Below are 25,317 nucleotides of genomic sequence, written 5' to 3'. Positions count from 1 at the left end.
CTACTCCACCATAAAGATTTTTGGCGAATATTATTAATGTAGTACATTACGCACGATTATGAAGGAGAAATATTTAATTGTTATTATATTTTTTTTGATGTTTGGGTCGGGAGAAATATCGGCTCAAATGACCCATAGTATGCCGGAACCTCTGATGCAGGATGATGGCGGTGGTCCAATTGCTCCACCTCCAGGTCTTCCCATAGATTTTGGAATATCTGCATTAATCGCTGCCGGGTTAGCACTTGGAATTCATCATATTAAAAACAGGAAATAATTACTTTAAATCCTGCAATCGTTTAACGTATTTCCCAATAACATCAAATTCCAGGTTAACTGTAGCCCCTTCCGTTAGGTTTTTAAAAGTAGTATGTCGGTAGGTATAAGGAATTATTGCGACGCTAAATTCATTTTTCTTAGAATTTACAACAGTTAAACTAACTCCATTTACAGTTATAGATCCTTTTTCAATGGTAATATTTTGCAAAGTTGGGTCGTATTTAAAAGTGAATTCCCAGCTACCGTCTTTTTCTTCTACTTTTTTGCAAATCGCGGTTTGATCTACGTGTCCCTGTACTATATGGCCGTCTAAGCGGTCTCCTAACTTCATTCCGCGCTCCAGGTTTACCGGTGCTCCTTTTTGCAGGTGCTTCAAATTAGTTTTCTGCAAAGTTTCAGCCACTGCAGTTACAGTGTATTCATTATCGCTAATAGAAACCACGGTTAAGCAAACCCCGTTATGAGCTACACTCTGGTCTATTTTTAATTTGGGCGTCATTGCAGCGTTTATACTAAAATGCATATTTCCACCTTCGGTTTCAATGCGGCTTACTTCTCCTACTTCTTCAATAATTCCGGTAAACATATCTTTGGATTATTCTTACATTTGTGATGTAAAAATATAAATAAACAAGGGAAGTTTAATGAAATAGCCCAGAACAAATCCAGATTTAATTTTGGATTGGAAATGGTAATTTATTAGCAAGAAATATTCCCGATAATTATAAGCAGATGAAGCAAGCAGAAAAGGTGAAATTAGGAATAAGCATAGGAGATTTAAATGGAATTGGAAGTGAAATAATGCTTAAAACCTTTGATGATTCCCGGATGTTAGACTTCTGTACCCCGGTGATCTTTGCTTCTACCAAAGTCCTGACTTTTTTAAAGAAACATTTTAACCTTTCCCTCAACTACCAGGGAATAGATGAGGCTTCAAAAGCTATTGACGGAAAAATTAATGTGGTAAATGTTTGGAAAGAAGGGGTAAATATCAATTTTGGTGAGGAAGATCCCAAAATTGGTGAATATGCTTTTAAATCTTTACAAGCTGCCACTAAAGCGCTAAAAGAAGATGAAATTGACGTTTTAGTTACTGCACCTATCAATAAACACAGTATCCAGTCGGCTGAATTTAATTTCCCTGGTCATACCGATTATTTAGCCAAAGAACTGGAAGGTGAAAGCCTTATGTTTATGATCACCGACACCTTAAAAATTGGGTTGCTTACAGATCACGTAGCCTTAAAAGATATTGCAAACACCATTACTCCAGAGTTAATTGAAAGGAAATTAAACATAATTCAGGAAACTTTAAAACAGGATTTTAGGATACAGAAACCTAAAATTGCCGTTTTGGGAATTAATCCGCATAGTGGTGATAATGGTGTCATTGGAAAAGAAGATGAAGAGATTTTAAAGCCTACGCTTCAGAAATTACGCGATAAAGGGGATCTTGTTTTCGGACCGTTTTCGGCCGACAGCTTTTTCGGCTCAAAAAATTACGTTAATTTTGATGCGGTGGTGGCTTCTTATCACGACCAGGGGTTAATTCCATTTAAAACACTTTCTTTTGGGAATGGAGTGAATTTTACCGCCGGTTTAAGTAAAGTAAGAACTTCTCCAGATCACGGTACCGCTTTTGAAATTGCGGGAACAAATTCTGCTAACATTAATTCTTTTAAAGAAGCGGTTTTTCGTGCAATTGAAATTCATAAATGCCGTGAAGAATATAAAGAACTCACCAAAAACCCATTAAAGAAACAGGGCAGAAAGTTATAAACAAAAATTTGTTTATAACAGCGCTCTAATTTATTAATTTTTATATATTTGCACCCGCCTAAGCCGAAGCGGCCCGGGCAAGAAATTGACGATGAGATGAGGAAATTAGCAGCGTATACAATTCCTTTTGTGGGATTAAAGCTGGGAAAACACCAGTTTGAATACGAGATTGATAATGAGTTCTTTGAGCATTTTGAGTACGACGATTTAAATAGTGCCAATGTTAAAGTTGATTTGTTGTTAGAAAAGAAAACAACAATGATGGAGCTTACTTTTAAAGCTTCGGGTGCAATAAACGTAAATTGTGATATCACAAACGAGCCATACGACCAGCCTATAGACGGCAGTTTGTTTTTGGTAATTAAGTTTGGTGATGAATTTAATGATGAAAATGAAGATTTGCTTATTCTGCCACACGGCGAGTTTGAAGTAAACGTTCAACAATATATTTACGAACTTATAGTTTTGTCTATACCATTAAAAAGGGTTCATCCTGGGGTAGAAGACGGTACTTTAGAATCTGATGTACTTGATAAACTTGAAGAATTAAGTATTAATAACAACGAGAATAAAAATGATGAGGATGAAATAGATCCTCGCTGGGATAAATTAAAAAACTTATTAAACGATAAATAACAGCAAGCCATGGCACATCCAAAGAGAAAAATCTCTAAAACCAGAAGAGATAAAAGAAGGACACATTATAAAGCTTCGGTACCTAAAATAGCTACAGATCCTACAACAGGAGAGGCGCATTTGTACCACAGAGCACACTGGCATGAAGGTAAACTATATTACCGAGGCCAGGTATTAATTGACAATACCGAAGAAATAGAAGCCTAATTCAACATAGAGCTTTAGCTTTTTATAAAAACTCTCACCCACGTGGGAGTTTTTTGTTTGAAGTTGAATAAGTGCTAAAAAGACCTTAATTTGCACCCCCGTTCAAAGAAAAATTAGTACTTTTCTTTTTAAGTTTTTACGTTTTTTTTGAAGCGTAAAAGGGGTTAAAAGTCAAATCTATGAATAAAATCACAGCAGCAATTACCGCTGTGGGTGCCTATGTGCCCGAAGATGTGTTAACCAACAAAATGTTGGAAGAAATGGTTGAGACCAATGATGAATGGATCTTCAGCCGAACCGGAATACGAGAACGCCGAATACTTAAAGACCCTGATAAAGGAACTTCATACTTAGGAATAGAAGCAGCTAAAGATTTATTAGAAAAATCTAATCTCGATCCAAAAGAGATAGACCTTGTTATTCTTGCATCTGTCACTCCAGATTTACCTGTAGCTGCAACCGCAGTTCACGTTGCTACCCAAATAGGTGCTATAAATGCTTTTGCCTACGATCTTCAGGCAGCATGTTCAGGATTTTTATATGCTATGTCTACCGCTTCAGCGTATATAGAATCTGGTCGATACAAAAAAGTACTGGTAATTGGAGCCGATAAAATGTCTTCTATTATTGATTATACAGATAGGACAACTTGCATTATATTTGGAGATGGAGCAGGTGCCGTACTTATGGAACCAAATGATGAAGGTTTTGGCTTACAGGACGAACTTCTTAGAAGCGATTCTATTGGAAGGGATTCCCTTAGAATAGAAGCGGGGGGCTCTTTAATGCCACCTACTGCAGAGACTGTAGCCAATAAATTACATTATGTGAGACAGGACGGTAAAACGGTTTTTAAATTTGCAGTTTCCAATATGGCAGAAGTTAGTGCCAATATTATGGAACGTAATAAATTAACCAACGAAGATGTAGACTGGCTTGTTGCGCACCAGGCAAATAAACGAATTGTGGGAGCAACGGCTAGCCGCATGGGACTGGAAGATAAAAAAGTGCTTATGAATATAGAGCGCTACGGAAATACTACATCGGCTACTTTGCCTTTATTGCTTAGCGATTTCGAGAAGCAATTTAAAAAAGGAGATAATTTAGTTTTTGCTTCATTTGGAGGCGGCTTCACCTGGGGGGCGACCTACTTAAAATGGGCATATAATTCTTAAAAAAACCAACACCCTATTATTATGGATTTAAAAGAAATTCAGAATTTAATCAAGTTTGTGGCCAAATCTGGTGCCAGCGAGGTAAAACTGGAGACGGGCGATGTAAAGATCACCATTAAAACAGGCTCAGACGAAAAAGAAACTATTGTTCAACATGTGCCAATGGGCGGCCAAATGCAGCAAATGCCTGCACAGCCTCAGCAGCAACATCAACAACAGCAGGCTCCCGCTCCTTCTCAGGAGAGTGATTCCCAGAGCAAAGAAGAGCAAAAAGCACCTGCAGGAGAAGATTCAAACTATATCACAGTTAAATCTCCTATAATCGGGACTTTCTACCGTAAACCTTCGCCAGATAAGCCAACTTTTGTAGAAGTAGGAGATTCAATTAAAGAAGGTGATGTGCTTTGTGTAATTGAGGCTATGAAACTTTTCAATGAAATTGAAAGTGAAGTTTCTGGAAAAATAGTAAAAGTACTGGTAGACGATTCTTCTCCTGTTGAGTTCGATCAGCCTTTATTTTTAGTAGATCCATCATAAATTACTGCCCATTTAGCTTAAGGGAAATTTTTCCCGGGCCAAAAAAACAATAGGTATGTTTAAAAAAATATTGATTGCAAACAGGGGCGAGATCGCATTGCGCATACTTCGCACCTGTAAAGAAATGGGAATTAGCACCGTGGCGGTTTATTCTACCGCAGATGCTGAAAGTCTTCACGTAAGGTTTGCAGACGAGGCCGTATGTATTGGACCTCCTCCCAGTAATTTATCTTATTTAAAAATCTCAAATATTATTGCTGCTGCAGAAATAACCAATGCAGATGCTATTCATCCCGGTTATGGTTTTCTTTCAGAGAATGCCAAATTTTCAAAGATTTGTGAAGAGCACGATATAAAATTTATCGGCGCCTCTCCAGATATGATCGCAAAAATGGGAGATAAAGCTACCGCAAAAGCCACTATGAGGGCTGCCGGAGTTCCTTGTGTTCCAGGATCAGAAGGTGTGATGAAAGATTTTAAGGAGTGCCAGAAACTTGCAAAAGAAATTGGTTACCCGGTAATGCTTAAAGCTACTGCCGGTGGTGGTGGAAAAGGAATGCGTGCTGTTTGGAAAGAAGAAGATCTTGAAGATGCCTGGGATTCTGCTCGCCAGGAAGCAGGCGCTGCTTTTGGAAATGACGGGATGTATATGGAAAAGCTTATTGAAGAGCCACGCCATATCGAAATCCAGATTGTTGGAGACAGCACAGGTAAAGCCTGTCACCTTTCAGAAAGGGATTGTTCGGTACAACGCCGTCATCAAAAATTAACCGAAGAAACTCCTTCTCCATTTATGACAGATAGCCTGCGAAAGAAAATGGGAGAGGCCGCAGTAAAAGCTGCTGAATATATTAAATATGAAGGTGCCGGTACCGTGGAATTTTTGGTAGATAAACACCGAAATTTCTATTTTATGGAGATGAACACCCGTATTCAGGTGGAGCATCCAATTACCGAACAGGTTATAGATTACGATCTTATCAGGGAACAAATTCTGGTAGCTGCAGGAGTGCCAATATCAGGAAAGAATTATTTCCCGCAATTACACTCTATAGAATGCCGAATTAATGCTGAAGATCCTTATAATGGCTTCAGGCCTTCTCCGGGAAGAATCACAAATTTACACGCTCCGGGAGGTCACGGTGTGAGAATAGATACCCACGTTTATAGCGGATATATTATCCCGCCAAACTACGATTCTATGATCGCGAAATTGATCACTACCGCCCAAACCAGGGAAGAGGCGATCAATAAAATGAAACGCGCTTTAGATGAATTTGTAATAGAAGGGATAAAAACAACGATTCCTTTCCATAGACAGCTTATGGATCACCCCGATTATATTGAAGGGAACTATACCACTAAGTTTATGGAAGATTTTAAAATGAAACCACTCGAAAAAGAGGATTAATTTTTACCTCATTACTTGTTTCAGAATCTAACATGTGGGGAATCCGGTTATGTTAGAAGATGAAGTCAGGTTTAACTGACGTAAGAGAATTAAGTTTTCAGAATAAAGTACATATCAGACCTCACAGGTTTCCAAACCTGTAAGGTCTTTTTTGGTTACGGGATTATGTCATTCTGAACTGGTTTCAGAATCTAAGAAGTTACAAATACAAATATGTTCGGAACTTAAACCAGTTTGATTAGAATTTTCAGACAGCCTCCTTTTTTAATTTCGTATTTTCATTGAAAATTAACCCATTCAATGAACCTTTCTTACTGGGAAACCAAAACCTGGTTTTCAGATATCGATTTTTGTATTGTAGGTAGCGGAATTACCGGGCTAAATTGTGCGCTTGATTTAAAAACACGATTCCAGAAATCGAAAATCCTGATTTTAGAACGTGGTATTTTACCTAATGGTGCGAGTACAAAAAACGCCGGATTTGCCTGTTTTGGAAGTATTTCAGAAATTCTTGAGGATTTAAACTCTCACAGTGAGATAGAAGTTATACAGCTTATACAAAAGCGCTTAAAAGGATTGAAATTGCTTCGGAAGAATCTTGGAGATCAAAATATTGGTTACAAAGAATACGGCGGGTACGAACTGTTTACCAATGAGGATGCCACTCTTTTTGAAGAATGTAAGTCGGCTTTACCACAACTTAATAAAATGCTGAAACCCATATTTGGAGATGATGTTTTTAGCATCCAAAAAGATAGTTTCGGATTTAAAAATATTCAGAAAAAGCTCATTTTTAACCAATTTGAAGGGCAAATACATACCGGAAGAATGATGGAGACTTTACTGCATAAAGTTCAGAAAGCCGGTATAAAAATCCTGAATAATATAACAGTTGAAGAATTTTCTGAAACGAAACATTCCGTAATAATAAAAACCGATAAATTAGAATTTTCAGCTAACAAATTACTAATCGCTACCAACGGATTTTCACAGCAACTGGGAATTACTGAAGTTAAACCCGCCCGAGCCCAGGTGGTGATCACTAAACCGATTAAAAACCTGGAAATAAAAGGAACTTTTCATCTGGATAAAGGTTATTACTATTTCAGGAATATCAACGACCGTATCCTTTTTGGCGGTGGAAGAAACCTTGATTTTAAAACCGAAGAAACCAGCAAAATTGATCAAACCGAAATTATTCTGCAGAAACTGGAAGAATTGCTTAAAACCACGATTTTGCCTGAAACTAATTTTGAAATAGATCAACGCTGGAGCGGGATTATGGGCGTTGGAAAACAGAAAAACCCTGTAGTTAAACAAATTTCAGAAAATGTTTTTTGTGGTGTTCGATTAGGTGGAATGGGCGTTGCTATTGGCAGTTTGGTAGGAAAAGAACTTTCAGAATTGATAAAATGATAAAGAAAATATTCAAATTCCTATTAAAAATAGCGGGATTTCTAATTCTGTTTTCCCTGTTTATGGTGCTGCTTTATAAGTGGGTCCCGGTGCCGTTTACGCCATTAATGGCTATTCGTTATTTTGAAAATCCTGAGGAAAAAATTCAACATACTTGGGTGCCAAGAGAAGAGATTTCCTTGCATTTGCAACTCGGTGTAATTGCGAGTGAAGACCAGAATTTTGTAAAGCACAATGGTTTTGATTTTGAAGCTATAGAAAAAGCGATTGAAAATAATCAAAAAGGAAAACGAATGCGTGGTGCAAGCACTATTTCACAGCAAACAGCTAAGAATGTATTTTTATGGCCGGGTAGAAACTGGCTGCGTAAAGGTCTCGAGGTGTATTTCACTTTTTTAATTGAAACCTTTTGGAGTAAAGAACGAATTTTAGAAGTTTACCTGAATAGTATTGAAATGGGAACCGGAATTTACGGTGCTGAGGCCGCCGCGAAGCGCTGGTTTAGTAAATCGTCTGCCAATCTTACGGTTAACGAAGCGGCTGCTATTGCGGCTATTTTACCAAATCCAAGGGAATATCGGGCAAATCCTGCCAGTAATTATATCAATCAGCGAAAAAACTGGATTGTAAGGCAAATGCAGAATTATGGAAAGTTTAGTTTGGAGTAGGTTTAACAACAATAATATTCGTCAATTTGTCCCAAGGCTTCGGGATCGTTTCAGATTCTAGTATATAACGATTATTAACATCTTAGATCCTGAAATAAATTAAGGATGACGAACCCAAGAAACTGTTCAGGTTCTCTACTTAAGAAGAAAGAACATATGAATCAAATAAAAGAAAAATTATATAAAGCCTGTGAAGTTTATGTGGAAGAACGCATTAAGCGAATTGAAACCGCTTTGGCAGGACTCGAGAGCGATTTGGAGAATGAAACGAAAAGCAGCGCGGGGGATAAATACGAAACCGGGCGGGAAATGATAAACCTGGAAATAAATAAACTGACCGAACAATTGCAGCAATTCAAAAACCTGAAAAATACGCTTATTGTGGCTAAAAACAGGATGAATACAAGTTCGGCGCAATTAGGAACTGCGGTAAAAACCAATATAGCCAATTATTTTATTGCCATTCCGGCAAATAGAATTATTGTTGACGGAGACGAATATTTTGCCATTGGAGCTAATTCCCCAATCGCGCAATTATTACTGCATAAAAAAGCCGGTGAGGAAATAACTTTTAACGGAAAATCTGCTACAATTCAGGAAGTATTTTAATCTTTAAATATTATTAGCCACTAATTCAACAATATTTTATTAGTGTATTCGTGGCTCAAATTATTTGATCCTCGATTCAATTAATTTTTCAGAAACTTTTAGGTTTATCTTTTTTTCTCCTTTTAAAGCCTGGGAATGATTAAAATAAAAAGTTTTTCCGCTTAATTCAGCTTCAATAAGCCAGGTTCCGCCTTTAAACCAGGATTTTATTACCGTAGCTTTTATACCTGATTTGTTTGTAAGTTTAATTTCTTCAGGATAAAGAATTACTTTTTTTCTGCTGCTTTCAGCTTCAACCAAATTTTTCAGCATTATTTCATTTACATCGCCAAAGAGCGATGCCACATATTTATTCGGTGGATTTTCATATAATTCTGAAGGAGAATTTTCAGCATAGATTTTTGCATTTTTCAGCACGATGGTTTTATCGGCAAAAGAAAGTGCATCGGTACTATCGTGGGTGGCGACAATGCAGGCAATATTATTTTGCTTTAAATAAGCGAAAAGCCTGCGGCGTAAATTATTTTTCCTAAAATGATCTATATGGCTAAAAGGTTCGTCCAAAAGAAGTAGTTCCGGTTGGTTAGCTAAAGCTCGTGCTAAAGCCACTCGCTGTTGCTGTCCGCCGCTCAAAAGTTTCGCCTTTTTATCGGCTAGCTCGGTCATTTCAACAACTTCCAGTAATGCTTTAATGCGGTTTCTTTTTTTCTGTGGATATTGGTTGCTAAGGTATTTTCCAATATTATCGGCCACACTTAAAGGAAGCATTAAATCGAAATCCTGGGCTAAATATTTAATAAAAGGCTCTCCCGGCACCAGGTTAAAATTAGGCCCTAAAAGTTCTTTTTCTTCCCAAAAAATTTTCCCATCAGTATGGAGCAGTCCGTAAATAAGTTTTAGTAATGTACTTTTTCCACAGCCGCTTTCCCCAATTACAGACAGGTTTTCTCCTTTTTCCAGTGTAAAACCAATATTCTTTAAAACCGGTTCTTCAGCATAGGCAAAAGAGACATTTTTGAGTTTCAGCATAACTATTTTTTGTTCCTACAAGCTAAGCTTTTCAGACTTTTCCGTTAAGAAACTAGACATCGTCGTAATCTACCTTTAGTTTTGGGGTAAGCGGTTGCGCCTGGCAGGTAAGAATTAAACCTTCTTCAATCTCCTCGTCGGTAAGGATTTGGTTTTTGCGCATTTCAGCCTTTCCTTCTACAATCCTGGCAATACAACTACTGCAAATTCCGCCCTGGCAGGAATAGGGTACGTCCAAATCGTGCTCAAGCGCAGCATCTAAAACCGTTCCTTTGGTATCCATAGAAAAGGTAGTTTCCTCATCGTCTACCATAATGGTAAGTTCGGTTTGGCCTTCTATATTGGTTTCTATGGCGCCGGTTTCTTCAGATGTAAATAATTCGTAAAGAATTTTGTCTTCAGTAATACCGTTTTGTTTTAAAACATCACTAACCTGGTTGATCATTTCTTCAGGTCCGCAGAGATAGAACGCATCAAAGGCGTGATCTTTAAACTTGTTTTTTAGCACGAAATTTACGGTGCTGGTTTCAATCCTTCCAAAATGTGAATTGTCTTCCCGGGTTCGGCTGTATACAAATTCAATAAAAAGCCTGTCTGGAAATTTGGCTTGTAATTCCAGCAACTCCTTAAAAAATATAGTTTCTTCTGGTGATTTATTTCCGTAAGTAAGCACGAACCGGCTTTTAGGTTCTTCGGCTAAAACAGTTTTTATAATAGAAAGCACCGGGGTAATCCCGCTTCCTGCTGCAAAAGCTGCATAATTTCTGCCTTCACCAGTAGGTTTTAAAATGAATTTCCCTTCAGGTGGGTGCACATCCAAAACATCGCCGGCATTGAGTTTGTTATTAGCAATTACCGAAAATTTACCGCCTTCAACTTCCTTTACGGTAACTTTGAATTCTCCCGAATTTGGTGCCGAACAAAGCGAATAAGCACGTCTTAATTCTTCGTCGCCTAATTTTATTTTTATCGTAATATACTGGCCTGCGTCAAACTTAAACTCCTCTTTTAAGTTTTCTGGAATATTAAAAGACAAGCTCACTGCCTGCGGGGTTTCCCTAATAACTTCTTTTATTTCTAACGGAAAAAACTGACTCATCAAAAATTTATTTTTGGCAAAAATACAAAGTATGTGAAATTAAAGAGTGTAACAAATACCTAAATTTCTATACATGTATTGTAAATATGCCCGGAATATCATTAATAAGGTGTTTATTACGGGTAGTCAATCATTTTGGGTTAGCATTTTTAATCCCGGTAATGGGTTAAATCATTAAATTATGTTTAAACGGTTTTTATGGTTAGAATGGAAATCTTTTTTCCGCTCTGCAAGTGTGGGGAAGAGTATTGGGTTAAAAGTTTTGCTTATTTTCCTGGCTTTATATTTTTCTGTAGCATTTCTCTCTTTGGGTATTATTCTTTATCCCTGGCTGCAGGAAACTTTTCCAGATCAGGACCCCTTACAAATGGTAAACCGTTTTGTTTTACTGTGGCTGGTTTTTGAACTCGGTTTTAGGTTTATGTTGCAAACACTGCCGGTTTTAGATATAAAACCACTTTTAAATTTACCAATTCCAAGACGGAAAGCAGTGAATTTTGTGCTTCTTAAGTCTATGTACTCCTTTTTTAATTTCTTGCCATTATTTATAATTATTCCCTTCGGAATTTTTTGCATTTATAAAGGCGATTATGGAACCTGGAATATTCTGGGTTGGATGGTAGCGATGATTGCCACTACTCAATGCGTGAACTTTCTGAATTTTATTATTAAAAAGAAATTTACTGATAACCTAAAAGCATTAATTCCCGCCATTCTTTTAGTAGTGGTGTTGGGCGCACTGGAATATTTTGAAGTTTTTGAAATAAGTTTCTGGTTTGGTAAAATGATGGATTTCCTGGTTTTGAATCCTTATCTCGCTATTGTACCTATAATTTTGGTAATTGCTTTTTATAAATGGAACCAACTTAACCTGGAAGGCAAGTTTTATCTCGATGCCGGTTTAAAGGAGAAACAAAAAGATGCCGATACAAAGGATTTTGTTTGGACTAAAAAATTTGGAGCCCTTGCGCCTTTCCTTCAATTAGATTTAAAACTTATTTGGAGAAATAAAAGGCCCAAAACAACAATTTATATGTCTTTGCTTTTGTTGTGCTACGGTTTGTTTGTGTATCCCAGTGATATGTACGAGCATATGGCTATTTACGTTTTTGTAGGTATTTTTATGACCGGAATTTTTATGATCAATTTCGGGCAATTTGTGCCTTCTTGGGATGCTTCCTATTATCCAATGATTATGTCCCAAAATATCACATTGAAAGATTACCTGTCTTCCAAAGCAATGCTAATTAGCTTTAGCGTGATAATACTGGCTATTTTAAGCACACCTTATATTTATTTTGGCTGGAATATTTTATTGATAAATATGGTGGCCGCTTTATATAATATTGGCGTGAATGTCCCTATTTTATTGTATTCCGGCTCTTTTAATAAAAAGAGGATAGATCTGGATAAAAGTCCGTTTATGAATTACCAGGGCACGGGTGCAGCCCAATGGATAGTTGGACTCCCTTTAATGTTTTTACCAATTTTAATCTTCTGGCTTCTGGATTATTTTATAGGATTTGAAGCAGGTTTAATTGGGCTTTCCGGCTTGGGAATTCTTGGTCTGCTTTTGCGCTCTAGTTTAATGAAATTCATTGCCGGCGTTTACCGGAAAAGAAAATATGCGATGATTAATGGTTTTAAACAAACCGGCGAATAAAATTTATAAAATATGATAACTGCTACAAACCTTAGTAAAGTATACGGCGGAACAAAAGTTCTAAATATAGATCATCTTGATATTCCAACAGGAGAAAGTTTTGGCCTGGTTGGGAATAACGGTGCGGGGAAAACCACTTTTTTCAGCTTATTGCTAGATTTAATTCAGCCAACCACGGGAAATATTTTTAATAACGAGATTACGGTAAGCCAGAGTGAAGATTGGAAACCTTTTACCGCTTCTTTTATAGATGAAAGTTTCCTTATTGGCTATTTAACTCCGGAAGAATATTTTTATTTTGTAGGAGATTTACGTGGCGCTAATAAAGCTGATATCGATGCGTTTTTAGCCAATTTTGAAGATTTCTTCCACGGAGAAATTATTGGCCGAAGAAAGTATTTACGAGACCTTTCTAAAGGAAATCAGAAAAAAGTGGGAATTGTTGCTGCGCTTATTGGAAATCCCAAAGTTGTGATTTTAGATGAACCTTTTGCCAATTTAGACCCAACAACTCAAATTCGATTAAAAAAGATTATTAAGGAACTTACAGAGAATCGTGAAACCACTGTGCTTATTTCCAGCCACGACCTTATTCACGTGACCGAAGTTTGTGAGCGAATCGTAGTTTTGGACAAAGGTATACCGGTAAAAGACATTAAAACTTCTGAGGCTACTTTAAGCGAATTAGAAAGCTATTTTTCTGGCGAAGTAGGCACGGCTCAGGCTGAAGAACTGTAGCAAATTGGTTTGCGTTTGTAAAAAGAAGCGTATTTTTACACACTAAACAAACTGATTTTTAGTTATAAAGCCATCGAGAACCGGTTAATTTTGAATACAATTACCAAACTTATTTTATTGTTGCTCCTGGTTGGGAGTATCGCTGGCTGTTCGCGAAAAAATAACACCTTTGTAAACCGAAACTGGCACGCCGTTACTACAGAATATAACACACTGTATAATGGCAATTTAGGCCTGGAACAGGGAAAAGAGGAACTCAACCAAAACTACGCCGATAATTACTGGGATATTCTGCCCATTGAGCGCATGCAAATTGATGAAAACATCGTTTTGCCCGATAGCATCAGAAATCAGAATTTTGGCTACGCCGAAGAAAAAGCCGTAAAAGCAATTCAGCGTCACTCGATGTTAATTGAGGGAAAAGAAAGAAATCCGCAAATAGATGAAGCTTATTTACTGCTGGGAAAAGCCCGGTATTTCGATCAGCGTTTTATCCCTGCCCTGGAAGCTTTCAATTATATTTTAAGGCGTTATCCTGCCAGCAACAATATTATTCACGCCAGGGTTTGGCGGGAAAAAACCCATATGCGCCTGGAAAATAACCGTCTTGCCGTAAATAATCTTAAAAAAGTACTGGATTTAGAGCATCTTGAAGAACAGGATATAGCTGATGCCAGTGCCACTATGGCCCAGGCTTATATTAATCTTCGACATTTAGATAGCGCGGTAGTTCCCTTAAGGAATGCAGCAGAATTCACCGGAAATAACGAAGAAAAAGGACGCTATTTTTATATTCTTGGTCAACTTCATAACCGATTAGGAGAAATTTCTGAAGCAAATGCTGCTTTTGATAAAGTGATAGATTTGAACAGGAGATCACCCCGAATTTATATGATTAATGCCTATGTTCAAAAAGCACGAAATTTTGAAATGGGGGAGGGCAATAATTATAAATTACGGGAAATGCTTCGGGTACTGGAAGAAGACCGCGAAAACCGACCGTTTTTAGATAAGATTTATTTTCAGATTGGCGAATATTATAATCGCCTGGATTCTATAAATATTGCAGAAGATTATTATAAAAAATCTCTGCGTGAACCTGCGAGTGATATTTATTTACGTTCCATTAATTATGAAATCCTGGCCAATATTAATTTTGATAGAACTGATTACCTGGCCGCCAGTAAATATTTTGATAGTACGCTGGCAGAAATGGATCCGCAACTAAGGGAATTCAGGACTATAAAAAAGAAAAGGGATAACCTGGAAGATGTTATAAGGTATGAAGACATAGCTTATAAGAACGATAGCATCCTGCAGTTAAGCCAAATGATGCCAGCTGAACAGCTGGATTATTTTAAGAATTATACCACAGATTTACGCGCCAAATTAGAAGCCGATAATGACGCAGTTGCAATTCCTGTAAATTTACCGGCCATAGAAAGCAGGCAGCCACCAACTTCTGCCCGTACATTTTATTTTTATAGTGAAGCGCGGGTACAACAGGGAAGGCAGGAATTTTTGAATCAGTGGGGAGATCGCCCGCTAGCCGATAACTGGCGATGGGCTGAGGTTAGTTTCGAGAGAGAAGATGCTGTAGCCCAAGAAACCGGGCTTTCCCAACAGGTTTTAGATAACGATCCGCGGCTTGATCCTTATACATATATAGATCAAATTCCTACAGATTTGGCGGCGTTGGACACTTTAACGCGTGACCGGGATTTTGCCTATTACCAGCTGGGAATTATTTATAAAGAGAACTTTAAGGAATATAAAATGGCTCAGGCTCGGTTGGAGGCGGTGTTGGAAATATCTTCAGATGAACGTCTTATTTTGCCTTCAATGTATAATTTGTACCAGATTTACCAAACCACAGATCAAGGGTTTAAGGCTAATGATATGAAGCAGGAAATTTTGGAGAATTATCCAGATTCCCGCTATGCCGCCTATATTTTGAATCCCGAAAGTATTAGAGAAGATGAAAATTCTCCTGAAACAATTTATGCAGAACTTTACCGGGATTTTGAAGCACAGAATTTTAACGAGGTTATTGCTGAAACAAACCGCTACATTTCAGAATTTGCCGGTGATCCCATTGTTCCTAAGCTAGAACTTTTAAAAGCCCAAACCAGCGGAAGACTTTTAGGTTTGGAAGCATATAAAAATGCATTAAATCATGTGGCTTTAACCTATCCGCAAACGCAGGAAGGAAAAAAAGCCCAGGAAATTTTAAATAAAACAATTCCGCAATTAAGGGGGCTGAAATTTAATACCGATAGCCTTCAGGAAAATTATAAATTGCTTTACAGGTTTGATGTTTCAGAACAGCAAGCGGCTTCAGCATTAAAAGAAAAGATAGAAACTGCGATTGCAGAAATAAATTACAAGCATTTATCGGTTTCCGTAGATGTTTACGATCCAGATGAGGTTTTTATAGTGGTACACGGTTTACAGGATATTAATCGAGCTAAAGGTTTTGCCGAACTTCTTAAGATTAATGAAGATTATTTAGTTGAAAAAGAATCAATGCCCATTTCCACAGAAAATTATAGGATTGTCCAAATTCAGAAGAATTTAGACGATTTTCCACGTCCGGTTGAATAAGTTCTTTCAGATAAAAAATATGAAAAATAAAGAGCTAAATAAATACCTGGGTTTTGTAAATATCGCTTTCCAAATGGGAATTATCATTGCTGGCGGTGTTTTCCTAGGGATTTGGCTAGATGGGAAATTTCCGAATAAATATTCGGTATTCACCATTTCTCTTTCTTTATTAGGAGTTTTTATAGCGCTATACCAGGTGTATCGAAGTGTAAGTAAAATGAGCGAAGAAGACGAAAAAAATGAAAAATGAATTACTGGCTTTCTTAAAAAGATTGCTTCCTTTTAGTATTTTATTATGGCTTATTCAATTTCTATTGCAGCAGTATGTGTTTGAAATAGAATTCTACTATAGCAGTTTTAGTATCTATCTTTTTCATTTCCTGGCCACATTTTTAATTTATTTAAGCCTGGTTGTTGTTTATAAAAATTTTACCGATAAAACCGGATTTGCGTTTATAGGACTAAGCTTATTTAAGATGGTGGCAGCGGTAATTTTTTTGCTTCCCTTAGTATTAAGTGAAGTAAATGCAGTCTTTGTAAATATTCTTGCTTTTTTTATTCCCTACTTTTTGTTTTTAGTCTTTGAGACCCTGTACGCAGTAAAACTAATAAACAAGGCTTAAATTCCTGTTTATCAGTAATAATGATAAAAATAACGCTTTTGCTAAAATTTTAGTTGGGGTGCTTTCAAATAAAAATTAAAAGTATACCTTTGCAGCCGAATTTAGAGCCCATAATTTTAAGCAGACCAGGTACTATGATAGCACATAAATCTTTAAAGATTATAGTGACGTTTACACTAGCCTTAGCCTTACTTCCTTTTAACGCTTTTGCCAAGGCAGATCCGCAGGCAGAAGAATCTAAAGAATTCAATCCTACCGATATGATTATGCACCACATTGGTGATTCTCACGGCTGGCACTTTTTTGGCGAAGGAGATAGTTCTTTTACTTTGCCGTTGCCGGTAATTCTTTTTACTGACAATGGGATGGTAACATTTATGTCTAGTGAATTTCATCATGATACCGAAGGGCAATACGTGGTAGAAAAAGACGGAATGCGTTTTGTGAATTATCACGAAGATATTTACAAATTAGATGCGGGTGCTGAGAGTGTAGAATTTGATGAAGAGCACAATGTACTTAATGCCAGCAAACCCTGGGATTTTTCTATAACCAAGAACGTAGCAGCTATGCTTCTAACGGTTGTTTTAATGTTGATCTTCTTCTTTGGTTTAGCCGGGCATCATAAAAAGAATAAAAAAGCGCCTGCGGGCTTCAATAATATTTTAGAGACTTTAGTTCTTTTTGTACGTGATGAGATCGCAAGACCTCAAATTGGTGAAAAGAAGTATATGAAGTTTATGCCTTTTTTATTAACTGTATTCTTCTTTATCTGGATAACCAACCTTTTAGGTTTGTTGCCGGGTGCAGCCAACGTTACAGGAAATATTGCGGTAACCGTTTCTTTAGGTCTTTTCACTCTTGCTTTAATATTAATTAATGGTAACAGAGATTTCTGGCAACATACCTTATGGATGCCGGGAATACCTACTTTTGTTAAGCCTATTTTAGCAGTAGTTGAGGTGCTTGGTCTAATTATTAAGCCGGTAGCACTTATGATTCGTTTGTTTGCGAACATTACTGCGGGTCACATTATTATATTGAGTTTAATCGGATTGATATTTATACTAGAAAGTGCTGGAGTTGCCGGAATTTCGGTGCCTTTTGCCCTTTTCATCACAATACTGGAATTGTTAGTAGCATTCCTTCAAGCGTTTATTTTCACAATGCTGTCGGCCCTGTTTATCGGGATGGCGGTTGCGGAACATGAACATCATTAATTTTAATTTTTAATTTTTATACTATGGAATTATTACACGTAGGTCTTGCAGCTTTAGGAGCTGGATTAGCAGTTGTTGGAGCCGCTATTGGCGTTGGTAAAATTGGCGCTGCCGCAATGGACGCTATTGCCCGTCAACCGGAAGCTTCTGGGAAAATCCAGACTGCAATGATTATTGCTGCTGCACTTGTAGAGGGTGTTGCTCTTTTTGGAGTTGTAGCTGCGCTTTTAGGTGTATTGACCACCTAAGAAGATTTCAAAAACCCATTCGTAACGGTTGGTTGCGAATGGGCTTTTTAAAAAATGATGTTAACGGTATTATATAAATAAAGAATTATGGATTTAATTACTCCGGAAGTTGGTCTAATTTTTTGGCAAACCATCGTATTTTTAATATTGATGCTAATTCTTGCCAAATTCGCCTGGAAGCCAATTCTTGGTGCGGTAAGAACCCGTGAAGAATCTATTAACGAAGCCCTTGTTTCTGCTGAAGATGCACGTAAAGAAATGCAAAATCTTAAGGCAGATAACGAAAAGTTATTGCAGGAAGCTCGTGCCGAAAGAGATGAGATGCTTAAAGAAGCACGTCAGTTGAAGGAGAAAATGATCGCTGAAGCTGAAGGTGATGCCCAGGAAAAGGCAAATAAGATCGTGGCCAAAGCTAAGGAAAGTATCGAGATGGAGAAACGTGCAGCAATGGCCGATATCAAAAACCAGGTAGCTACGCTTTCTATTGAGATTGCTGAAAAAGTAATTGGAAAAGAATTATCTACCGAGGAGAAACAACATCAAATGATAGACAAGATGTTGAACGATGCTACCTTAAACTAAAATATAATGAAGGGAAACAGGGCAGCACAACGTTACGCCAAAGCAATTTTGGATTTGGCAAAAGAGAAAAATGCAGCAGAAACTGTTTTTACAGATATGCAGCAAATTTCTCAAACTATCGCTAAGAGTCCAGATCTTGCGGATATGCTTAAAAGTCCGGTTGTGAATACAACGGTTAAAAAAGCCAGTTTAAAGGAAATCTTTAAAGATGCCGGTGAAATTACACAAGGCAGTTTTGATGTGCTTATTGAAAACGGAAGAATTAATATTCTTGATCTTGTTGCAAGAAATTATATAGTGCGTTACAATACCTTGAATAAATCTCAAGAAGCTATTGTAACTACCGCTGTTCCGTTAACTGCGGAACTGGAAGAGAAGATTTTGGCCAAGGTGAAAGAATTAACCGGGACCGGAGCTAATATTAAAAATGTTATTAATAAAGATATTATAGGAGGTTTTATTTTAAGAGTTGGCGATTTGCAGTATGACGCCAGTGTTTCTAGAAACCTTAATAGATTAAAAAGGGAGCTAACGAATAACTCCTATATTTCGTCTATATAAAATTACCGACCATCCGCCTTGTTTTCTGAAGGCTTTTTGGTCTTATTTATAAAAATGCCCATAATGGGCTTTGAAAAATTTAATAAAAACAGTCACGAGATTACAGTGGCATTTTATCTTAAATAATTATGGCAGAAGTAAATCCTGCTGAAGTATCAGCAATATTAAAGAAACAATTATCAGGTTTTGAAAGCGGAGCCTCTTTAGACGAGGTGGGAACTGTACTTACAGTTGGTGATGGTATCGCCAATGTATATGGTTTAGCCAACGCGCAATACGGAGAATTGGTTCAGTTTGACAGCGGCCTTGAAGGAATGGTACTAAACCTTGAGGAAGATAACGTAGGTGTTGTTTTATTAGGACCTTCTAAAGATGTTAGAGAAGGATCTGTAGTAAAGAGAACCGAAAGAATTGCTTCTATCAAAGTTGGTGAAGGTATAGTAGGTCGTGTGGTTGATACGCTTGGAAGTCCTATAGACGGAAAAGGAGCTATTGAAGGTGAAACTTTTGAAATGCCTTTGGAGCGTAAAGCGCCTGGTGTAATTTTTCGCCAACCGGTTACCGAACCTTTACAAACCGGTATTAAATCTATTGATGCAATGGTACCTGTTGGAAGAGGGCAGCGTGAACTTGTAATTGGGGACCGTCAAACTGGTAAAACTACTGTTTGTATAGATACTATTCTTAATCAGAAAGAATTTTTTGATGCAGGGGAACCTGTTTATTGTATATATGTGGCGATTGGGCAAAAAGCCTCAACCGTTGCAGGTATTGCCAAAGTACTCGAAGATAAAGGTGCAATGGAATACACTACTATTGTGGCTGCAAATGCTTCAGATCCTGCTCCAATGCAGGTGTATGCTCCGTTTGCCGGTGCAGCTATTGGAGAGTATTTTAGAGATACCGGCCGCCCGGCTTTGATTATTTACGATGATCTTTCTAAACAAGCCGTTGCTTACCGTGAGGTGTCTTTGCTTTTACGTCGCCCACCGGGACGTGAAGCATATCCTGGGGATGTTTTCTTTTTGCACTCCAGACTTTTAGAGCGTGCTTCTAAAGTTATTGACGATGATACTATTGCAAAAGGAATGAACGATCTTCCTGATGTTCTTAAAGATAAAATTAAAGGAGGAGGTTCTTTAACCGCGCTTCCAATTATTGAAACCCAGGCTGGTGACGTTTCAGCTTATATTCCTACCAACGTAATTTCGATTACCGATGGTCAGATCTTTCTTACTTCAGATTTATTTAACTCGGGGGTTCGTCCTGCGATTGATGTAGGTATTTCAGTATCTCGTGTAGGTGGTTCGGCACAAATTAAGTCGATGAAGAAAGTTGCCGGTACCTTAAAATTAGACCAGGCACAATATCGTGAACTGGAAGCTTTTGCTAAGTTCGGTTCAGATCTTGATCCAACAACTTTAAGAGTTATTCAAAAAGGTAAACGTAACGTTGAAATCCTTAAGCAGGCAGAAAACGATCCTTATCCGGTAGAAGACCAAATCGCAATTATCTATGCAGGTTCTAAAAACTTGCTAAAAGATGTTCCGGTAGAAAAGGTAAAAGAATTTGAAAGAGATTATTTAGAGTTTTTAGATACTAAACACAGAGATGTTTTAGATACGCTAAAAGCTGGTAAATTAACCGATGAAGTTACAGATACTTTAGTATCAGTAGCAAAGGAGCTTTCAGCTAAGTATAAGAAGTAGTATGTTGTCATTCCCGCGTAGGCGGGAATCTCATAGAAATTTAAAGATTCCCTCCTTCGAGGGAATGACATAAAGAAACTTATGGCAAACTTAAAAGAATTACGTAGCAGGATTACTTCAGTATCTTCAACGATGCAGATTACTAGCGCCATGAAAATGGTGTCGGCTGCAAAGTTGAGCAGGGCTCAGGATGCGATTATGCAAATGAGACCTTATTCTGAAAAACTAACTCAGCTGTTACAGGATTTAAGTGCAACCCTGGATGATGATACCAGCAGTAAATACGCCGAAGACCGTGAGGTGAAAAACGTATTGGTAGTTGCTATTTCATCTAATAAAGGTCTTGCAGGTGCTTTTAATACTAATATTGTAAAAGGCGTTAGGTATAAAGCCAAAAACGATTACGAGTCTAAAAATTTGTCATTATATACTCTCGGTAAAAAAGCCAACGATGTTCTTAAAAAGGACTTTGAAGTATATAAGAATAACAATGAAATTTACGACGGACTAACGTTTGAAAACGTATCTGAGATCGCTGAAGAATTAATGCAGTTGTTCTTAGACGAGAAATACGACAAAATCGTATTGGTGTATAACCAGTTTAAGAATGCAGCTACTCAAATTGTACAACACGAGCAATTTTTACCAATCGAACAATTTGATACCGAAGAAGAAAAGCAACTGGATTATATTTTCGAACCATCCAAAATCGAAATCGTAAAAGAGCTTATACCAAAGTCCTTAAAGATGCAATTGTTTAAAGCCCTTCGGGATTCGTTTGCTTCAGAGCACGGCGCACGTATGACGGCGATGCACAAGGCAACTGATAACGCCAAGGAGCTTAGAGACGATCTTAAACTGTCTTACAACAAAGCAAGACAGGCTTCCATTACCAACGAGATCCTTGAGATTGTTGGTGGTGCCGAAGCATTAAATGGATAAAAACATTCAATAATATTCCGGAAGCAATTCCGTTCTAAAAACCCGTAAGTTAACTACGGGTTTTTTATTTGGTATGCGTTTTGTTTTTGTACTTTTAAACAACAAACTTTCTATTATGAAGAAACTACTTTTTTTATTCAGCAGTATATTTGCTTTAAGCTTTGTTACCGGCTGTGGCAGCAATAAAGAATTACAAGAACGAGCTCCCGCGCAGTTCCAGGATGTATATTATACGCAGGGTGAAAATGGGTTAGATCTCCACATTCCTGTGGCGGTTATTCAGGATAATCGGGTGAACCTGGAAAGTGTTTATTTTAGAGGAATGAAATCTCCCTTGGTCCGGGACAGCGAACAAAGTAATCTTTTTATCGCTAATTTCAGAACAAATGGAATGGATATAATGAGCTCTGATCCTGCAGAAGAAAATAAAAACAGGATTCCGCAAAAACCGGAGGAAGTTCCGTTTGAAATCGAAGACGATGAAGCTATCCTGGTGTTTACTCAAAACGACAAAACCAAATATTACAAATTAACAGGAATCCAAGAACAGAATTAAAAATACCTAATTTTCACTCCTGTTGAGTACTTTTAAAAAACTCTTTCAGCACACATTTGTCTACGGCCTCGCTACGGTGTTGCCGCGTATGCTGAATGTTTTATTAATACCACTTTACACCCACGTTTTACCCAAAGAAGAATACGGCGAAGTTTCAATTATCTTCGCCTATTTTGTTTTTTTTAATGTCATCCTAGCGTATGGGATGGAAACCGCGTTTTTTAGGTTTTATAATAAAATGAAAAACAGCAAAGAAGTTTTAAGCACTTCCGGCTGGTCTATTGTTGCTACTTCTTTAGTGTTTTTCGCTGCGGCATTTTTAGTGCAGGATTTTATTGCGGCAATTACGAATATTCCGGTTAAATATATTCAACTCGTTATTTGGATACTTTTTCTGGACGCGCTGGTGATTATCCCGTTCACCTGGCTCAGGGCTGCCGAAAAACCTATGCGTTTTGCAGTAATTAAACTTATAAACGTTTGTATAACCCTGGGACTAAACATTTTCTTTTTACTGTTTTTAGGAGATTTGGCTGAAGAAAGTTCGCTATTCCAAAGCATTTATGTGCCCGATTTCGAGATCAGTTATATCTTTATTTCCAACCTGATAGCCAGCGGTGCCACGCTGTTAATAATGCTGCCTTTCTATTTTAAAATAGATTTCAGCTTTAACAGCAAGCTTTGGAAATCTATGATGTCTTATGCGTTTCCGGTCTTGATTGCCGGACTTGCCTATTCAGTAAACGAAGTTGTCGACAGGCTAATGCTTGATTATTTGCTTCCTCAGGATATAGCGCGTGCCGAAATTGGTGCCTACTCCGCGTGCTATAAATTAGCTCTGTTTATGACGCTTTTTGCTACGGCATTTAGGTTAGGGATAGAACCCTTTTTCTTTAGCCACGCCGATGCCAAAAATGCCCAGGAAACATATGCGATAATTACCAAATATTTTGTTGTTTTCGGAAGTTTTATCCTCGTTGCGGTGATCGTTTTTATAGATATTTTAAAGGAACTTTTAATTCAGGATAGCACCTACTGGGAAGCGATGCATATTGTGCCGCTTATTTTGCTGGCACAACTGTTCCTAGGGATTTACCATAACCTTTCGGTTTGGTATAAAATCACAGATCGTACCCGCTTTGGGGGATATATTTCAGTAGTTGGTGCTTTATCTACCCTCGCGCTAAATATTCTACTTATTCCAATTATTAGCTATACCGGTTCTGCGATCGCAACTTTAGTAGCTTATGGGGTAATGATGGTGCTTTCTTATTTCTACGGAAGAAAATACTATCCCATTCCGTATAACCTTAAAAAAATAGGCGGCTATTTAGTGTTGTCCGTCTTATTTTCGGTATTTTCATTTTATGTTTTTCGAGGAAATTATTTCGTGGGAATTAGCTTATTAATCATCTTTCTGGGAACAGTGTATGTTTCTGAGAGAAAACAACTTATTAAAATTTTACAATCTTAACTATGCAAGTAAAGATCATCAATAAATCGGCGCACAAAGTGCCGCATTACGAAACTGAAGCTTCAGCAGGAATGGACCTTCGCGCCAATATATCTGAAGCTTTTACGTTAAAACCATTGGAGCGCGCTATTGTAAAAACCGGACTTTTTATCGAGCTTCCGGTAGGTTATGAAGCACAGGTAAGGCCAAGAAGCGGGCTTGCAGCCAAAAAAGGAATTACTGTGCTTAACTCGCCCGGTACCATTGATGCCGATTACCGTGGAGAAATTGGAGTGATTTTGGTGAATTTATCTAACGACGAGTTTACCATAGAAAACGGCGAGCGTGTAGCGCAAATGGTTATTTCTAAACACGAACATATTTCCTGGGAAGAAGTTGAAGTACTGGGGGAAACTACCCGTGGTGCCGGTGGCTTTGGAAGTACAGGAAATAAATAAGAATATAATTTAACCGGTTATTACCGGTTGTGCGGAAAATTAATATGAATAGCGATTTTCAGGATTTGAAGATCACAAAAACTAAATAAATGAAGATTATAGTGCCTATGGCGGGTCGTGGTTCACGACTTCGTCCTCATACCTTAACCATTCCAAAACCTTTAATTCCCGTAGCGGGAAAACCAATCGTACATCGATTGGTGGAAGATATTGCAAAAGTTCTTAATCAGCCCATAGAAGAGATTGCCTTTATTCTTGGTGATCCGGCGTTTTTTGGAGAAGATGTGGTAGCTAGTTTAAAAGACCTGGCAAAAAGCTTAAATGCAAAAGCTTCAATTTACCGTCAGGATCAACCTTTGGGAACCGGTCACGCTATTATGAGCGCCAAGGAATCGCTTTCCGGCCCGGCAGTAGTTGCGTACGCCGATACCTTAATAAAAGCAGATTTTAAATTGGATAAAGAAGCCGATGGGGTTATCTGGACTAAAAAAGTGGAAAACCCAGAAGCTTTTGGAGTAGTAAATCTCAACGAAAAGGACGAAATTATAGAACTGGTTGAAAAGCCTAAAGAGTTTGTAAGCGACCAGGCCGTTATTGGAATCTACTATTTCAAAGATATCGCGGTACTTAAAGGTAAACTGGAAGAAGTATTGGATGAAAACTTAATGCACGGTGGCGAATACCAGATTAATGATGGTATTAAGAAAATGATGGCTGAAGATAGAGTTTTTAAAACCGGAACTGTAGATGAATGGATGGATTGCGGAAACAAAGACGTAACCGTGGAAACCAACGGCAGAATGCTAAATTTCCTTCATCAGGATGGTGAAAAGCTGATTTCAGATTCTGTGAAGATCACTAATTCTGAAATTACTGAGCCTTGTTATATTGGGGAAAATGTTGAATTAATGAACGCTAAAATTGGACCTAATGTTTCAATTGGCGATGGAACCAAAATTACAGATTCTGAAATCAAAAATAGTTTGATTCAGACTTTTGCAGAAGTAAAAAACGCAAAACTGGATAACGCTATGATCGGGAATTTCGCCAAATTTAACGGCGAATTTACCCAGATTAGTATTGGCGATTATTCCACTTTAGAATAAGCTTATTAA

Annotated in this window: 28 protein-coding genes; 25 read left to right on the top strand and 3 right to left on the bottom strand. The window is 37.7% G+C overall.

The window, feature by feature from the left end:
- Positions 1-139: 139 nt before the first annotated feature.
- The gene (locus B5X53_RS18980; RefSeq protein ID WP_157822060.1) at positions 140-277 is read left to right on the top strand and encodes a PID-CTERM protein-sorting domain-containing protein; all 138 of its coding nucleotides are present in this window, start codon (positions 140-142) and stop codon (positions 275-277) included.
- Here B5X53_RS18980 and B5X53_RS01270 read toward each other — a convergent pair whose 3' ends face one another.
- The gene (locus B5X53_RS01270; RefSeq protein WP_079711417.1) at positions 278-865 is read right to left on the bottom strand and encodes a riboflavin synthase; all 588 of its coding nucleotides are present in this window, start codon (positions 863-865) and stop codon (positions 278-280) included.
- 146 nt (positions 866-1,011) lie between these two features.
- Here B5X53_RS01270 and pdxA point away from each other — a divergent pair, with 146 nt between their 5' ends.
- From pdxA to B5X53_RS01225, 9 genes are all read left to right on the top strand, one after another.
- Complete coding sequence (gene pdxA, locus B5X53_RS01265) at positions 1,012-2,058, top strand: 4-hydroxythreonine-4-phosphate dehydrogenase PdxA (RefSeq protein ID WP_079711415.1); 1,047 nt, start codon at positions 1,012-1,014, stop codon at positions 2,056-2,058.
- A gap of 96 nt (positions 2,059-2,154) precedes the next feature.
- Positions 2,155-2,694: a YceD family protein gene (locus B5X53_RS01260; RefSeq protein WP_079711714.1), complete on the top strand. Its 540-nt coding sequence runs from the start codon at positions 2,155-2,157 to the stop codon at positions 2,692-2,694.
- A 9-nt stretch (positions 2,695-2,703) separates the two neighbouring features.
- Entirely contained in the window at positions 2,704-2,901 is a 198-nt protein-coding gene (gene rpmF, locus B5X53_RS01255; RefSeq protein WP_037318365.1) for a 50S ribosomal protein L32, read from the top strand.
- A gap of 179 nt (positions 2,902-3,080) precedes the next feature.
- A complete protein-coding gene (locus B5X53_RS01250) occupies positions 3,081-4,076 on the top strand; it encodes a beta-ketoacyl-ACP synthase III (protein ID WP_079711413.1) in 996 nt (331 codons plus the stop codon).
- A gap of 21 nt (positions 4,077-4,097) precedes the next feature.
- Positions 4,098-4,613, top strand: coding sequence for an acetyl-CoA carboxylase biotin carboxyl carrier protein (gene accB / locus B5X53_RS01245; protein ID WP_079711411.1), 516 nt, complete (start codon positions 4,098-4,100; stop codon positions 4,611-4,613).
- A gap of 55 nt (positions 4,614-4,668) precedes the next feature.
- Complete coding sequence (gene accC, locus B5X53_RS01240) at positions 4,669-6,024, top strand: acetyl-CoA carboxylase biotin carboxylase subunit (protein ID WP_079711410.1); 1,356 nt, start codon at positions 4,669-4,671, stop codon at positions 6,022-6,024.
- A gap of 300 nt (positions 6,025-6,324) precedes the next feature.
- A complete protein-coding gene (locus tag B5X53_RS01235; RefSeq protein WP_079711409.1) occupies positions 6,325-7,440 on the top strand; it encodes an NAD(P)/FAD-dependent oxidoreductase in 1,116 nt (371 codons plus the stop codon).
- Entirely contained in the window at positions 7,437-8,108 is a 672-nt protein-coding gene (gene mtgA, locus B5X53_RS01230; protein ID WP_079711408.1) for a monofunctional biosynthetic peptidoglycan transglycosylase, read from the top strand. The genes B5X53_RS01235 and mtgA overlap by 4 nt, the downstream gene beginning before the upstream one ends.
- Positions 8,109-8,213: 105 nt before the next feature.
- A complete protein-coding gene (locus B5X53_RS01225) occupies positions 8,214-8,717 on the top strand; it encodes a transcription elongation factor (protein ID WP_232764001.1) in 504 nt (167 codons plus the stop codon).
- Positions 8,718-8,777: 60 nt separating this feature from the next.
- Here B5X53_RS01225 and B5X53_RS01220 read toward each other — a convergent pair whose 3' ends face one another.
- Together B5X53_RS01220 and B5X53_RS01215 are read right to left on the bottom strand one after the other, a co-directional pair.
- Positions 8,778-9,746: an ABC transporter ATP-binding protein gene (locus tag B5X53_RS01220; protein WP_079711405.1), complete on the bottom strand. Its 969-nt coding sequence runs from the start codon at positions 9,744-9,746 to the stop codon at positions 8,778-8,780.
- A gap of 52 nt (positions 9,747-9,798) precedes the next feature.
- Complete coding sequence (locus B5X53_RS01215) at positions 9,799-10,845, bottom strand: ferredoxin--NADP reductase (protein ID WP_079711404.1); 1,047 nt, start codon at positions 10,843-10,845, stop codon at positions 9,799-9,801.
- A 181-nt stretch (positions 10,846-11,026) separates the two neighbouring features.
- Between B5X53_RS01215 and B5X53_RS01210 the strand changes: the two genes are divergently transcribed.
- The 15 genes from B5X53_RS01210 to B5X53_RS01140 all read left to right on the top strand — a co-directional run bounded on the left by B5X53_RS01210 (position 11,027) and on the right by B5X53_RS01140 (position 25,308).
- On the top strand, positions 11,027-12,508 hold the full coding sequence (locus B5X53_RS01210; RefSeq protein WP_079711403.1) for a DUF5687 family protein: 1,482 nt from the start codon (positions 11,027-11,029) through the stop codon (positions 12,506-12,508).
- A gap of 12 nt (positions 12,509-12,520) precedes the next feature.
- The gene (locus B5X53_RS01205) at positions 12,521-13,246 is read left to right on the top strand and encodes an ABC transporter ATP-binding protein (RefSeq protein ID WP_079711401.1); all 726 of its coding nucleotides are present in this window, start codon (positions 12,521-12,523) and stop codon (positions 13,244-13,246) included.
- A gap of 90 nt (positions 13,247-13,336) precedes the next feature.
- Complete coding sequence (gene porW / locus B5X53_RS01200) at positions 13,337-15,850, top strand: type IX secretion system periplasmic lipoprotein PorW/SprE (protein WP_079711400.1); 2,514 nt, start codon at positions 13,337-13,339, stop codon at positions 15,848-15,850.
- A gap of 19 nt (positions 15,851-15,869) precedes the next feature.
- The gene (locus tag B5X53_RS01195) at positions 15,870-16,100 is read left to right on the top strand and encodes an AtpZ/AtpI family protein (protein ID WP_079711713.1); all 231 of its coding nucleotides are present in this window, start codon (positions 15,870-15,872) and stop codon (positions 16,098-16,100) included.
- Positions 16,090-16,473, top strand: a complete 384-nt coding sequence (locus B5X53_RS01190; protein WP_079711399.1) for a hypothetical protein — start codon at positions 16,090-16,092, stop codon at positions 16,471-16,473. Before B5X53_RS01195 ends, B5X53_RS01190 begins: the two co-directional genes overlap by 11 nt.
- A gap of 134 nt (positions 16,474-16,607) precedes the next feature.
- On the top strand, positions 16,608-17,693 hold the full coding sequence (gene atpB / locus B5X53_RS01185) for a F0F1 ATP synthase subunit A (RefSeq protein ID WP_079711398.1): 1,086 nt from the start codon (positions 16,608-16,610) through the stop codon (positions 17,691-17,693).
- A gap of 23 nt (positions 17,694-17,716) precedes the next feature.
- On the top strand, positions 17,717-17,941 hold the full coding sequence (gene atpE, locus B5X53_RS01180; RefSeq protein ID WP_079711397.1) for an ATP synthase F0 subunit C: 225 nt from the start codon (positions 17,717-17,719) through the stop codon (positions 17,939-17,941).
- Positions 17,942-18,028: 87 nt separating this feature from the next.
- The gene (locus B5X53_RS01175) at positions 18,029-18,523 is read left to right on the top strand and encodes a F0F1 ATP synthase subunit B (protein WP_079711396.1); all 495 of its coding nucleotides are present in this window, start codon (positions 18,029-18,031) and stop codon (positions 18,521-18,523) included.
- Between the two features lie 6 nt (positions 18,524-18,529).
- Complete coding sequence (gene atpH, locus B5X53_RS01170; protein WP_079711394.1) at positions 18,530-19,084, top strand: ATP synthase F1 subunit delta; 555 nt, start codon at positions 18,530-18,532, stop codon at positions 19,082-19,084.
- Positions 19,085-19,212: 128 nt separating this feature from the next.
- Entirely contained in the window at positions 19,213-20,793 is a 1,581-nt protein-coding gene (gene atpA / locus B5X53_RS01165) for a F0F1 ATP synthase subunit alpha (RefSeq protein WP_079711393.1), read from the top strand.
- 81 nt (positions 20,794-20,874) lie between these two features.
- Complete coding sequence (atpG, locus tag B5X53_RS01160; RefSeq protein ID WP_079711391.1) at positions 20,875-21,735, top strand: ATP synthase F1 subunit gamma; 861 nt, start codon at positions 20,875-20,877, stop codon at positions 21,733-21,735.
- 115 nt (positions 21,736-21,850) lie between these two features.
- A complete protein-coding gene (locus B5X53_RS01155) occupies positions 21,851-22,291 on the top strand; it encodes a hypothetical protein (RefSeq protein WP_079711712.1) in 441 nt (146 codons plus the stop codon).
- A gap of 22 nt (positions 22,292-22,313) precedes the next feature.
- Positions 22,314-23,765 carry an oligosaccharide flippase family protein gene (locus B5X53_RS01150; RefSeq protein WP_079711390.1) on the top strand — a complete coding sequence of 484 codons (1,452 nt, stop codon included), beginning with the start codon at positions 22,314-22,316 and terminating at the stop codon, positions 23,763-23,765.
- Between the two features lie 2 nt (positions 23,766-23,767).
- Complete coding sequence (gene dut, locus B5X53_RS01145; protein WP_079711388.1) at positions 23,768-24,202, top strand: dUTP diphosphatase; 435 nt, start codon at positions 23,768-23,770, stop codon at positions 24,200-24,202.
- An 89-nt stretch (positions 24,203-24,291) separates the two neighbouring features.
- Positions 24,292-25,308 carry a sugar phosphate nucleotidyltransferase gene (locus B5X53_RS01140; RefSeq protein ID WP_079711386.1) on the top strand — a complete coding sequence of 339 codons (1,017 nt, stop codon included), beginning with the start codon at positions 24,292-24,294 and terminating at the stop codon, positions 25,306-25,308.
- Positions 25,309-25,317 lie beyond the last annotated feature (9 nt).

The sequence above is a fragment of the Salegentibacter salinarum genome (assembly GCF_900168115.1).
Taxonomy (GTDB): domain Bacteria; phylum Bacteroidota; class Bacteroidia; order Flavobacteriales; family Flavobacteriaceae; genus Salegentibacter; species Salegentibacter salinarum.
Note: the sequence above shows the minus strand (reverse complement) of the source record. Positions and strands in the feature narration are given on the sequence as shown.